This window comes from Streptomyces sp. NPDC057877 (assembly GCF_042796855.1).
In the GTDB taxonomy this organism is placed as follows: domain Bacteria; phylum Actinomycetota; class Actinomycetes; order Streptomycetales; family Streptomycetaceae; genus Streptomyces.
The window spans coordinates 356659-369253 of record NZ_JBHVMS010000006.1; the positions used below are offsets into that span (position 1 = coordinate 356659).

Genomic DNA, 12595 nt, shown 5'->3' on the forward strand with positions numbered 1-12595 from the left:
CCTGTCGACAACGAGTACCGAACGGATCCGGCCGTGGCACCCGGCACCGCCCCTCACCCGGGCACCGCCAGCTCGAACCACACCGTCTTGCCGGTCTCACCGGGGCGGGTGCCCCAGCGACGCGAGGTGGATGCCACGAGTTGCAGTCCGCGTCCGCTCTCGTCCTCGGGCCGGGCGACGCGCTCGCGGGGCGGGTCGGGCAGCGGGTCGGAGACCTCCACCAGCAGCACCCCACCGCCCCGGTCCGGCCGCACCAGCCGTACCCCGATGGGTCCGGTGGCGTGCCGCAGGGCGTTGGTGACCAACTCGCTCACCAGCAGGGCCGCGAGGTCGCCGACGCAGTCGAGGTCCCAGCCGTGCAACTGGCGGCGGACCACGCCGCGGGCGGCGCGCACCGCGCCCGGCTCCGCGGGGAACGTCCACTCGGCACGGTCACCCGCGGTGTCGGTCACGCCGATCACTTCCCAGCGCACGAGCCCAGCGCACCAGCTCACCCCACAGCCCATGTCCGATGCCACAGGACGAAATCTCACAGGACGATTTCGTGGGACTATATGACTAAGGGGGACATACCCGATATCGAGGGTCGCTACCGCGCTCGCGGGTGCGCCGTCGCATCGATCAGCGCGAGCGCCTCACGCACGGCGGGGACGTCCTGGTCGAGCCAGTCCACGTCCCAGATCTCCGCGGGGGTGAGCCAGCGCAGTTCGTCATGGTCCTGGAGCGGGCGGGGCGCTTCGCTGCCGGGACGCAGCCGGGCGGTGAAGACCCACAGGACATACGGCTGCCGCAGGGGCCACTCCCCCGGGATCCGCGCAATCGCCTCGGCCGCCACGCCGAGTTCCTCACGGAGTTCGCGGACGAGGGCCGCCTCGGGCGTCTCACCCGGCTCGACCTTGCCCCCGGGCAGTTCCCAGCGCCCGGCCAGTTCGGGGGGTGCGCTGCGGCGCGCGGCGAGCAGTCTGCCGCCGTCGGCGTCGAGGAGGGCGGCTCCCACCACCACGATCCGTTCGCTCATGCGCCGGAGCCTACGGGAGGCGTCCGGCCCGCCCGGTTCAGCTCTCCTCGGCCGGGGCCGCCTGTCCGATGCGCTCGACCCAGTAGAGCTGCTTGTGGCCGCGGCTGTCGAGGCTGTCGGCGATCTTCTGCGCCTCGGCACGGGTGGCGTACCTGCCCACGCGGTAGCGACTGCCGTTGTCGTCCTGCCGTATGACGAGCCAGGGGAGAGTGACCGTGCTGTCGTTCATCGCGCCCCTCCACTTCCCGTCCGCGGCCGGTGCCGTGCCCCACCCTCTAAGGAAACCGCAATCCGCATATGCCCGAGCGTACGCCTTACCTTCACGGAGCGAATACGGCTTTTCACAAAGAGGTACGCAACCGGCCATGCCCCAGGGGGCGCACAACGTCGAACGCGCCGCCCGCGCGGCTCGGCGCAGACGGTCAGCGGCATGTCGGGACCCCCTACACGCGTCCCGGACGACCTGCGAGAACGACCGGATTGCAGCGGCGCGACAGACGCCCTGGAAGGGGGTGGTGCCGGGGGCAACTGCCCCCCGGGCGTGCAGGTCTCACGCCCCTTCGTGTGCGCTACGTCACTCAGCCGTGTGCGCCCCTCGAACGCCCCTCGCTCATCGCACCGGCAGGTGGTACGCGACGCGGTAGCGGTCGGCCGGAATCACCACGTCCGCCGTCTCGACGGGGCGGCCCGAGGCGTAGAAGGTCCGCTGGACCACCAGGACCACATGGCCCGGGACGCCGCCGAGGGCGTGCAGCTCCTCGGCGAGGCCGGGGCGGGCGCCGACCTCCTCGGTGACGTTGTCCACGACGACGTCGATGGCGGCCATGCGCTCGACCACGCCCATCCCGCCGAGCGGCCCCTCCTCGGGCAGCATCACGGGCGTACGGCCGGTCAGGGCGAGCGGCTCCCAGGAGGTGGAGAGCATCATCGCCTCGCCGCCCTCCCGGAAGACGTACCTGGTGCACATCACCCGCTCACCGGTCTGGACGCCGAGCCGCTCGGCGATGGCGCCGCTGGCCTCGCTCTGCTCGCTGCTGGACTCCCAGGTGCCGCGGGAGGCGGCGTCGGCCTGCTCCTGGCGGTAGGGCGTGGCCCCGCCGGACGGGCGGTATCCGGAGCGGGCGATCTGCCGGGGCACGGGGCGCTCGCGGACGTACGTCCCGGAGCCGGAGCGGCCCTCGACGAGCCCTTCGGCCATCAGCACCTTGCGCGCCTCCAGGGCGACGGTGTCCGAGACGCCGTACTCCTCGCGGATGCGGGCCTGGGAGGGGAGGCGGGTATGCGGGGGCAGCAGACCGTCGACGATCTTCTTGCGGAGATCACCCGCGACACGCAGGTACGCCGGCTGCTCACCGAAAGTCACTGGCCGCTCCCATCAGGTTGTACAGACAGCCACAGCGTGGCAACCACGGGTTGGAGCGTGCAAGCAAAGGCCAGGGAATCACCCGATGTGATGACATGCGGGTCGGGAGGGTTTTACGCCTCCTCCGTCCTGTCTCCGGAGCCGTCGTCGTAGTCGTACGACGGCGGTGACGTGTCCAGGCCAAGAGCCTCGCGCGCGGTGACGGTCTCCTCGCCGTCGTAGAACCCGTACCCCTCGTCGTAGTGCACGTAGAACGTGTCCGCGTCGGTGGCGGCGCCCGCCTTCTCCCAGTGTGCCCGTGCCTTCTCCAGTTCCTTCACCAAGGCCGTGAGGGAGCGCTCGGCGTCGGGCCGCCAGGCGTGCTCGCGCAGGACGCCGGTCTGCTCGCCGAGCACCTCGTGGACGTCGTCCGCCCAGGCCCGGTTCCCCGGCAGGTCGTCCTCCGGGTAGGCCTCCGGCTCGGTCTCCAGCACCGCGTCGATGGCGCGGACGGCCTCCAGGTAGGCGAGCTGGTCCGCGCCGAGGGTCGTGCCGTCGTTGCGCAGCGAGCCGGTGAGCGAGCCGTGTTCGTCGGTGTTGCCGAAGACGCAGGTGATCTCCCGGTCGCCGAGCCGCCAGCTCTGCGAGGTGGGCGAGAAGTAGTAGACGTCGACGTGATCGGGCACCGCCCAGGCGTCCAGGGCGTAGTCACCCTGAAGGGCGTAGCACTTCTCGTCGGCGATCTCGGTGAGCCGGTCGTCGTTGGGGAAGCCGCCGTCCGGCAGCACGATCGTGCCGAACACCTCGCCGTCGTGCTCACCGGAGCAGGGCACGTCGTCGACGTCGTAGGTCACGCCCTGGAGCGAACCGGAGGGCGTGTCGAAGCAGTCGCCCTTGTCGAGCGAGAAGCTCGCGCCGTCCCGCGCGCCCTCCTTGACGCCCTCCCAGAAGCTGGACGCGGCACCGGTGCCCAGCGACACCGCCCACAGCAGCACCCCCACCGACGACAGCACGGTCCCGGCGACCGCCATCCCCTTCCCCCGCTGCCCCTTGCGCTTGATCTGCACCAGCGCGATCACCCCGAGCACCAGCCCGATCGCGGGCAGCAGACACAGCACACCGAACACCAGCGCGGCGATGGCGACCCCGTTGACCGGCGGCTGCGGCGGATACCCGTACGGGTAGGGGTACGGATGCCAGGCCGCCTGCTGCTGCGGGAAGGACGGCGGCTGCTGCGGGAAGGACGGCGGCGCGTACGGTCCCTGCGGAGCCGGGTACTGGCCCTGTGGGTCCTGGGGCTGGTGGGGCCCAGGGGGCGGAGGAATGGACACGAGTACCGTGCTCCCGGTGAGAACGACGACTGAGCGAGCCCGCGACGGGCGTACGCGGCTGGGCGCATCGTAAGCGGGTGGGCGACGGGGGCGACCCGGGAGTCCCCTCTGACCGGGGAGGGCCTGACCGGCCGAGGGTGTGGGCGCACGGACACGCCTCGCCCCCGGGGCGGCTGGGTCAGTGACCCGTGGCCCACCCCGAGGGCGAGGACTCTCAGGAACCGTGCGGTGATTGACGTGGGGTCAGAACTGCAGGGCCCAGGCGTCGATCCGTCCGGTGTCGTACGTCGCGTTGTCGCTGACCCTCAGCCGCCAGGTGCCGTTGGCGGCCTCCGAGGAGGCGTTGACGCTGTAGGTGGTGTTGATGTTGTCGGCGCTGCCGCCGGTGGTGTAGCCCTTGAGCGTGTACGCGGTGCCGTCGGGGGCGATCAGCTGGACCTGGAGGTCGCCGATGTACGTGTGCACGATGTTGACCTCGACGGCCAGGGTGGCGGGCGCGTTGCCGGAGACGCCGGAGACGGTGATCGGGGACTCGGCCGTGGCGTGGTCGGCGATCGCGTAGTCACCGGTGTTCTCGAAGCGCGGGCCGGGCGGGGTGGTGGGGCCGCCGCCGACGTAGAGCAGGCGGTTGGGCGAGCCGGTGCCCGGGTTGGTGACGACGTTCGGGGTGGCGGCGGCGACCAGCGCCGAGGACACCTGGGCGGGCGTGGCCGTGGGGTTCTCGGCCAGGTGCAGGGCCGCCGCTCCGGCGACGTGCGGGGTCGCCATCGACGTACCGGAGATGGTGTTGGTGGCCGAGTCGCTGGTGTGCCAGGCCGAGGTGATCGAGGAGCCCGGGGCGAACAGGTCCAGGACCGTGCCGTAGTTGGAGTAGCTGGCGCGGGCGTCCGTCGACGTGGTGGCGCCGACCGTGATGGCCTCCGTCACGCGCGCGGGTGAGCGGGTGGAGGCGTTGGTGGACTCGTTGCCCGCCGCGACGGCGAAGGTGACGCCGGAGGCCACGGCGTTGCGTACGGCGGTGTCGAGGGCGGTGTCCGCGCCGCCGCCGAGGGACATGTTGGCCACGGCGGGCTTGACCGCGTTGCGGGCCACCCAGTCGATCCCGGCAACGACCTGAGCCGTCGTACCGGAGCCGGAGTTGTTCAGCACGCGGACGCCGACGACCCGGGCCTTCTTGGCGACGCCGTAGGCGTTCCCGGCGACCGTGCCCGCGACGTGCGTGCCGTGGCCGTTGCCGTCCTGGGCGGTGTTGTCGTTGTCGACGGCGTCGTAGCCGTAGGAGGCACGGCCGCCGAAGTCGCTGTGGCTGATGCGGACGCCGGTGTCGATGACGTAGGCGGTCACGCCCTGCCCGGCCGAGTCCGGGTAGGTGTACGAGCTGTTCAGCGGGAGGTTGCGCTGGTCGATGCGGTCCAGGCCCCAGGAGGGCGGGTTGGGCTGGGTCGCGGCGATGCTGAACGTGCGGTTCTGGACGACGGACGCCACGGCCGGGTCGGCGGCGAGACGTTTCGCCTCGGACTCGGAGGCCTCGATCGCGTAGCCGTTGAGGGCCTTGGTGTACGTGCGCTCGATGGCCGCGCCGTACTTCTCGGCCAGCGCGCGGCCCTCGGCGGTGCCCGAGCGGGCCTCGTCCGCCCTGAGGGTCACGATGTAGCTGTCGGCGACGGCGTTGGCCGCGCCCTCGTACTGGATGCGGCCCTCGGCGGCCGGGGCCGCGCCCGCGGGCAGTGCCGACATCAGGCTCGCGGCGAGCGCCGCGGTGGTGAGGGCGCCTATCGCGGCCAGTCTTCGGCGGGCGTGGAACAGGGGAGTACGCATCACTGCCATCTGAGGGGTCCTCCTCAATCGGTGGTGCGCTGGTGGTGCTCGGTGGGGGGTGGTGCAGGGGTGGCGCACGACGCCCTGATCATCAGGTGCATGTCAATCTCCGGCGCGTTCTGGTCCGCCGTCTGCCGCACCGGGGCGTCAGGCGAAAGATTGAGGGATCCACAGGAATTGCACAAGAGGCACTGCACGGACCGGAGCCCGAAGGGCGTTGTCAGTGGTCCCCGTTACGGTGACAGCGACTTGATCGAAAGCATCGTCCGGCGGGGAGCCGGGCGAGGGGGTGGGTTGTGCGCAACGACGAGATCACGGGTCCCGACATCGTTTTCCCGGACGAGGACACCTTCGTGATGCCGGACGCCTGGCGGGAGTTGGCGCACCCACGGCGGGACGGGGTCCGCCGGAAGGCACCGGACCCGCACCCCGAGGGCGCCCAGCAGGTGGCACAGCGGCTGCGGGAGACCGCCGACCGGGTCGAGCAACTGCTCGCCGCCCCCGACAGCGAGCCCCGCATCGTCGAGGCGGTCCGCGCCCAGCAGCACGGCACCCCCGATCCGCTCGGCGCCGCCGTCCTGGCCGCCGTGGCGGTCAGTTTCCAGGTCCACAAGGGCGCCTTCGTGGACGCCTGGGCCGCCGCGCACGGCATCCCGTTCGCCGCGCGGGCCGTGGTCGAGTACGTCGCGATCAAGTCCAACAGCACCGAGTCCACCGGGTACAGCGGCTCCGCGCTGCGCTTCCGCGCCGCCTCGTACGACCGCGTCGACGAGTGGTACGCCCGGCCCCACTTCGCCGACCGCGTGCGCGAACTGCTGGCCGACACCGACGACGAGACCTACCGGCGCACCGTCGCCGCGCTTGCGGACCGCCGGACCGACGAGCGCACCCGTATCACCGTGTCCTACCTGCTGCCCACCGAGCACGACTGGTCCACCGAGTGCACCACGGGCCCGCTCACGGCCGACCAGCAACTGCGGGCGATGCTGCTGGCCTCGCTGCACTCACCGGCACAGCTCGGCCACTTCGGCGACCAGGTCCGGCTCTCCTGGGACGGCTGGCGCCTGCCGCTCGTCGCCTCCCTCGCCCACAGCACCGGCGCGGCCTGCGCACCGCTCCTGCGCCCCCTGATCGAGTACGACTACGAGGGCGACTTCGCCGGTGCCCTGGTGGAACTGCCGTCCGACGACGCCTTCGGCATCCTCCTCGCCCACGCGGGGCTCAAGCACGTGCGCCCCGAGCTGCTGACGGCGATGCGGCGCTACCCCGTACGCGCCCTGCGGCTGGTGGGCGCGGCGGCCTGCGGCACCGGCAAGGCCGCGCCCAACGCCCGGTACCTGCTGGCGGGGCACGTCCGGGCGCACCGGGAACTGGCGGCGGCCGTCCTGCCCGACCTGCCCGCCGAGGTCGCCGCGCGCGTCGAACCGCTCCTCACCGGCGCCGGCCGGGTGGCCGAGGCCCCCGCCGAGGCACTGCCCGCCCTGCTGGTCAGCCCGCCGTGGACGACGAAGCGCAAGACCCGCAAGGCGCGCGTGGCGACCGGGGTGACCCCGCCCGAGCCGCGGGTCGCCTGGGCGGCGGGCGAGCGGGAGGAGTGGGCGGGCACCTACGACGGCTACCGCAGCGGACGCAGGAACTGGTCGAAGGAGATCGAGACCCTCCGGAAGGGCGGACCGTTGCCGGACGTCCGGGACGCCCGGCTGTTCGTCGACAGCCGCGAGGACGTGGTCCGTCCGCTGCTGGCCGACTGGAACCCCGAGGTCTGGTGGGACGGCGAGCGCAGGCTCAGGCCGGTCGCCGCGCGGCACGGAGTGCACGCCGTGCCGGTCCTGCTGCGAGGCACCGCCCGGCGCCCGGCCATCATGGGCCCGCTGCTGCTGCCGTATCTGCACGTCGACGTGGCCGGGCGGCTCTGCGACTGGCTGACGCGGCTGAAGACCGTCCGGGTCCTCGCCCGCGACTGGCTGTCCCGGCACGGTCTGGCCGCCGTGCCCTTCCTGGTGCCGCACGCGGTGGGGCCGGTCGGCCGGGAGCGCGGAGGCGCCGGGCAGGCGCTGCGGCTGCTGGCCGCCGAGCACGGCGCGGAGACGGTGCTGGAGTACGCCGCCGAGTGCGGGCCGGAGGCCGCGGACATCGTCGCGGAGGCGCTGGCCGCCGACCCGCTGGAGAGCGGCCTCCCGGCCCGGGTGCCCACCGTCGGCGACTGGGCCGACCCGGAGCTGCTGCCGCAGATCCTGCTCACCCAGGGCGGCGCGCTGCCCGTCGACGCGACGGGCCATGTGCTCACCATGCTGGCGCTGTCCAGGCCCGGTGAGGCCTACCCCGGCATCGAGGTGCTGATCGAGCACTGCACCGCGGACTCCCTCGCCGCCTTCGCCTGGGGCGTGTTCGAGCAGTGGCGGTTCAGCGGGATGCCCGCCAAGGAGAGCTGGGCGCTGCACGCCCTGGCCTGGTTCGGGGACGACGAGACCGTCCGCCGTCTCACGCCCGTGCTGCGCGCCTGGCCCGGTGAGAACGCGCATCGCAGGGCCGTGGAGGGCCTGGACGTCCTCGCGACGATCGGCAGCGATCTGGCGCTGACCCATTTGCACTCCATCTCCCAGCGGGTACCGTTCAAGGCCCTCAAGGTCCGCGCCGAGGAGAAGATCTCCGAGGTCGCCGAGGGCCTCGGACTCACCCGCGAGCAGCTCGGCGACCGGCTCGTCCCCGACTTCGGCCTGGACGCCGACGGCAGCACCGTCATCGACTACGGCGCCCGCCGCTTCACCGTCGGCTTCGACGAGCAACTGCAGCCGTACGTCCGCGACGCCGACGGCAAGCTCCGCAAGGCCCTGCCCGCCCCGGGCGCCAAGGACGACGCCGAGCTGGCCCCGGCCGAGCGCAAGCGGTTCGCCGCGCTGAAGAAGGACGTCCGCACCGTCGCTGGCGACCAGGTGCGGCGGCTGGAGGCGGCGATGGTGGCCCAGCGCGACTGGCCCGCCGCCGAGTTCCGCGCGCTGTTCGTGGCGCATCCGCTGCTGTGGCACCTGGTCCGCCGTCTGGTGTGGCTGCGGGAGCTGGACGGCGAGGTGACCGCCTTCCGGGTCGCCGAGGACCGCACCTTCGCCGACGTCCACGACGACGAGCTGGCGCTGCCCGAGCGGGCGCGCGTGCGGCTGGCCCACCCGCTGCACCTGGGCGACCAGGTGGGCGCCTGGGCGGAGCTGTTCGCCGACTACGAGATCCTGCAGCCGTTCCCGCAGCTCGGCCGGGCCGTGCACGCGCTCACCGAGGACGAGGCCGCGGGCCACCGGCTGACCCGGTTCGAGGACACCCTCGTCCCGATCGGCAAGCTGCTCGGCCTGACCAAGCGCGGCTGGGAGCGCGGGGCGCCGCAGGACGCGGGCATCGAGCGCTGGTTCTTCCGGCGGATCGACGACGACCACTGCCTGGTCCTCGACCTGGACCCGGGGATTGTCGTGGGCATCCCCGACCAGTTGGGCGACCAGACCTTCCGCGCCGTCTGGCTCGACAGCGCCCCGGGGGACTACTACCCGAAGCACAAGCACCCGCTGCGGCTGGGCGGCGTCGATCCCGTCCTCGTCTCCGAACTGCTCGCCGACCTGACCGCGGTGACCACGCCGTGAGCGCGCCCGCAACGCCTTCCACGGCTGGCTCCCCGGCGGACTCCCCGGCGGACTCCCCGGCTGACGAGGCGCTGCTCCAGCGCCCGCCCGCCGAGGTCCGCCACGCCGACGAGCTGGCCGCCCTGCGCGCGGCGGACACCGACCCCCGCCCCACCGGCTGGCGGCTCAGCATGCGCGCCGCCCGCCGCTTCATCGTGGGCGATCCGCGGGCCGGGATCAGCCGCAAGTTCGTCGGCAACCCGTCCCTGGTCGAGCGGGCGCTGGTGACCCTGGCGACCAACCGCGGCCTGATGCTCGTAGGCGAGCCGGGTACGGCGAAGTCGCTGCTGTCGGAGCTGATCGCGGCGGCCGTCAGCGGCACCTCCACGCTCACCGTGCAGGGCGGCGCGGCCACCACCGAGGACCAGATCAAGTACTCCTGGAACTACGCCCTGCTGGTCGCCGAGGGCCCCTCCACGCGCTCCCTGGTGCCCGCGCCCATGCTGCGCGGCATGGCCGAGGGGCGGATCGTGCGCTTCGAGGAGATCACCCGCTGCCCCCCGGAGGTGCAGGACTCCCTGCTCTCCCTGCTGTCCGAACGGGTCATCGCCGTCCCCGAGCTGGACGGCGAGCAGGGCATGGTCTTCGCCCGGCAGGGCTTCAACGTCATCGCCACCGCCAACACCCGCGACCGGGGCGTCAACGAGATGAGCGCCGCCCTCAAGCGGCGCTTCAACTTCGAGACCGTCTTCCCCATCGCCGACTTCGACACCGAACTGGCCCTGGTCGAGGCCGAGGTCACCGCGCTGCTGCACCGGTCCGGGGTGACGGTGACGCCGCGCCCGGACGTGCTGGAGGTGCTGGTCGGCACCTTCCGCGAGCTGCGCGGTGCCGGGGCCGCGCGGGGGGAGCGGCTGTCCGCGGTGATGAGCACCGCCGAGGCCGTGTCCGTGGCGCACGCGGTGGGGCTGCGGGGCTGGTTCCTGCGCGGGGAGGCGGGCAGCGCCGCCGACGTGGTGGCCTGTCTGGCGGGCACCGCCGCCAAGGACAGCCCGGAGGACCTCGCGCGGCTGCGCCGGTTCCTGGAACAGGACGTACCGCGCCGGGCGGGGGCGCGGTGGCGGGAGTTGTACGACGCGCGGCATCTGCTGGCGGACTGATGGCGGGCGGCGACGCGGTGTTCCTCGGGGTGCGGCACCACTCCCCCGCCTGCGCCCGGCTGGTGGCGCGGACGATCGGGACGCTGCGGCCCTCCCACGTCCTCGTGGAGGGCCCGGCCGACATGAACGAGCGGCTGGACGAGCTGCTGCTCGGACACCGGCTGCCGATCGCCGTCCTCAGCCACTACCGCGACGAGACCCGCGTGGCCACCTCGTGGGCCCCGCTGTGCGACTACTCGCCCGAGTGGATCGCCCTGCGGGAGGGGCGTGCCGTCGGCGCCGAGGTGCGGTTCATCGATCTGCCCGCCTGGCACCCGGCCTTCGCGGACCGCGCCGACCGGTACGCCAACCGGTACGCCGACGCCGATGCCCGGTACGAGGAGGCGACCCGGCGGCTGTGCGCGCGGTTCGCCGTCGACTCGGCGGACGCGCTGTGGGACCGGCTGTTCGAGGCCGCCGACCCGGACGGGCTCCGGGCGCGGCTCGACGCCTACTTCGAGCTGGTGCGCGGGGACGCCGAGGCGGACGCGGGCGACCGGGTCCGCGAGGCGTACATGGCGTCGTGGGTGCGGGCCGCGCTGGCGCGGGCCGGGGACCGGCCGGTGCTGGTGGTGACGGGCGGCTTCCACCAGCCCGCGCTCCGGGCACTGACGGCCCGTCAGACACCGGTCCCGGACTGGCCGGAGGTGCCCGAGCCCCCCGAGGGCGCGCTCGGCGGCAGCTTCCTGGTGCCGTACTCCTTCCGGCAGTTGGACGCGTTCGCCAGGTACCAGTCGGGGATGCCCTCCCCCGGCTACCACCAGCGGCTCTGGGAGGCGGGCCCGCGGGCCGCCGCGGAGGGCCTGCTGCGGACGGTCGCCGAGCGGCTGCGGGCGCGCGGGATCACCGCGTCCACGGCCGACCTGGTCGCCGCGCGCACCCTGGCCGAGGGACTCGCGCGGCTGCGCGGCCATCCGTACGCGACCAGGGTGGACGTCCTGGACGGCCTGGCCGGTGCGCTGATCACCGACGACCTGGACCGGCCGCTGCCCTGGACCACCGGCGGCACGCTCGGCGCGGGCGCCCATCCGGTGGTCGTGGAGATGGTCGCCGCCTGCACCGGCGACGCGGAGGGCCGACTGCACCCCGGCACCCCGCTGCCGCCGCTGGTGCACGAGGTGCGGGAACAGCTCGCGCGGCTGGAACTCGACGCCGTGGAGCAACCGTTCGGCCTCAAGCTGACGGAGCCGCGGGGCCTGGAGCGGAGTCGGGTGCTGCACCGGCTGCGGGTGCTGGGCGTACCGGGCTTCACCCGGCTGTCCGGTCCGGTCGACGGCGCCGACCCGGTGTCCGTGGAGCGGTGGCAGCCGGGGTCGGTGGACGGGCGCGAGGCGGCGCTCATCGAGGCGGGGGCGTACGGGGCGCGGCTGGACGAGGCCGCCTCGATGCTGCTCGGGGAGCGGGTGCGGGACGCGGGCACGCGGATCGGGCCGTTGGCCGGGCTGCTGTTCGACACGGTGCTGTGCGGGATCGGCCCGCTCTGCGACGACCTGCTGGGCACCCTCGCGGACCGGGTACGGCACGCCGACGCGCTGGGCCCGCTCGGTGAGGTGCTGACCGCCGCGCTGGGCCTGTGGCGGCACGACCAGGTGTTCGGGGTGGCCCGTGACCCTCTGCTCGGCGGGGTGGTGGCGGGCGCGGCCGACCGTGTGTTCTGGCTGGCCGAGGGCTTGCACGGTGGCCCGCCCGTGGATCTCGCCCACCTGCGCGCACTGGCGGCGGCGCGGGACGCGCTGGTGCACGCGGGGCGGCTGATGTCGGTCACCCGGGAGGCCGCGATGGAGGCCGCGGCCCGCGTCTGCGGGGATCCGCTGGCGCCCGCCGGGCTGCGGGGCGCGGCGTTCGGGTTGCGGTGGTCTCTCGGTGGTGCCGATCCGGGGGCCCTCGGGGGGACGGTGTCGTCCCTCGCGTCCGCCCCGTCCGGTCTGCTCGGTGACTGGCTCACCGGGCTGTTCGCCCTCGCCCGGGAGGAGGTGGCGGGCGAGGAGTCGCTCGTCGACGTGCTGGACGGGGTGGTGTCGGCGATGACCGACGACGACTTCCTCACCGGACTGCCCGCGCTGCGGCAGGCGTTCGCCTTCTTCCCGCCCCGTGAGCGGGAGCGCGTCGCCGGGCGGCTCCTGGAGCGGCGCGGGCTGCGCGGCTCGGCCCGCTCCCTGCTGCGCACCACCGCCGACCCACTGCTGCTGGCCCGCGCCCGGGCCCTGGAGGAGAACGTGGCCCGACTGCTCGACCGGCACGGCCTGCGGGGGACGCCATGACGAGCCCGGACCCGGGCATGC

Annotated in this window: 9 protein-coding genes; 3 read left to right on the forward strand and 6 right to left on the reverse strand. The window is 73.6% G+C overall.

All coding sequences use genetic code 11. The annotated features are described in order from the left end of the window. Positions 1-53: 53 nt before the first annotated feature. The 6 genes from ACFVQG_RS20180 to ACFVQG_RS20205 all read right to left on the reverse strand — a co-directional run bounded on the left by ACFVQG_RS20180 (position 54) and on the right by ACFVQG_RS20205 (position 5518). Complete coding sequence (locus ACFVQG_RS20180; RefSeq protein ID WP_383385567.1) at positions 54-506, reverse strand: ATP-binding protein; 453 nt, start codon at positions 504-506, stop codon at positions 54-56. 83 nt (positions 507-589) lie between these two features. Continuing rightward, positions 590-1018 (reverse strand): (deoxy)nucleoside triphosphate pyrophosphohydrolase, encoded by a 429-nt coding sequence (locus ACFVQG_RS20185; protein ID WP_383384734.1) that lies wholly within the window; start codon positions 1016-1018, stop codon positions 590-592. A 37-nt stretch (positions 1019-1055) separates the two neighbouring features. Then, positions 1056-1247 carry an SPOR domain-containing protein gene (locus tag ACFVQG_RS20190; RefSeq protein WP_383384737.1) on the reverse strand — a complete coding sequence of 64 codons (192 nt, stop codon included), beginning with the start codon at positions 1245-1247 and terminating at the stop codon, positions 1056-1058. 381 nt (positions 1248-1628) lie between these two features. After that, positions 1629-2381 carry a GntR family transcriptional regulator gene (locus ACFVQG_RS20195; protein WP_383384740.1) on the reverse strand — a complete coding sequence of 251 codons (753 nt, stop codon included), beginning with the start codon at positions 2379-2381 and terminating at the stop codon, positions 1629-1631. A 113-nt stretch (positions 2382-2494) separates the two neighbouring features. After that, a complete protein-coding gene (locus ACFVQG_RS20200) occupies positions 2495-3691 on the reverse strand; it encodes a DUF4190 domain-containing protein (RefSeq protein WP_383384742.1) in 1197 nt (398 codons plus the stop codon). Positions 3692-3934: 243 nt separating this feature from the next. Further along, the gene (locus tag ACFVQG_RS20205; RefSeq protein ID WP_383384745.1) at positions 3935-5518 is read right to left on the reverse strand and encodes a S8 family serine peptidase; all 1584 of its coding nucleotides are present in this window, start codon (positions 5516-5518) and stop codon (positions 3935-3937) included. 287 nt (positions 5519-5805) lie between these two features. Between ACFVQG_RS20205 and ACFVQG_RS20210 the strand changes: the two genes are divergently transcribed. The 3 genes from ACFVQG_RS20210 to ACFVQG_RS20220 are packed head-to-tail and all read left to right on the forward strand — an operon-like array spanning position 5806 to position 12574. Then, the gene (locus ACFVQG_RS20210; RefSeq protein ID WP_383384748.1) at positions 5806-9135 is read left to right on the forward strand and encodes a DUF4132 domain-containing protein; all 3330 of its coding nucleotides are present in this window, start codon (positions 5806-5808) and stop codon (positions 9133-9135) included. Further along, positions 9132-10274: an AAA family ATPase gene (locus tag ACFVQG_RS20215; RefSeq protein ID WP_383384751.1), complete on the forward strand. Its 1143-nt coding sequence runs from the start codon at positions 9132-9134 to the stop codon at positions 10272-10274. The genes ACFVQG_RS20210 and ACFVQG_RS20215 overlap by 4 nt, the downstream gene beginning before the upstream one ends. After that, positions 10274-12574: a DUF5682 family protein gene (locus ACFVQG_RS20220; RefSeq protein ID WP_383384753.1), complete on the forward strand. Its 2301-nt coding sequence runs from the start codon at positions 10274-10276 to the stop codon at positions 12572-12574. The genes ACFVQG_RS20215 and ACFVQG_RS20220 overlap by 1 nt, the downstream gene beginning before the upstream one ends. The last annotated feature ends 21 nt before the right edge of the window (positions 12575-12595 follow it).

Coding starts and splice junctions, on each gene's coding strand:
- ACFVQG_RS20180 (WP_383385567.1), bottom strand. CDS start 506: ATGGGCTGTGGGGTGAGCTGGTGCGCTGGGCTCGTGCGCTGGGAAGTG.
- ACFVQG_RS20205 (WP_383384745.1), bottom strand. CDS start 5,518: ATGGCAGTGATGCGTACTCCCCTGTTCCACGCCCGCCGAAGACTGGCC.
- ACFVQG_RS20220 (WP_383384753.1), top strand. CDS start 10,274: ATGGCGGGCGGCGACGCGGTGTTCCTCGGGGTGCGGCACCACTCCCCC.
- ACFVQG_RS20190 (WP_383384737.1), bottom strand. CDS start 1,247: ATGAACGACAGCACGGTCACTCTCCCCTGGCTCGTCATACGGCAGGAC.
- ACFVQG_RS20185 (WP_383384734.1), bottom strand. CDS start 1,018: ATGAGCGAACGGATCGTGGTGGTGGGAGCCGCCCTCCTCGACGCCGAC.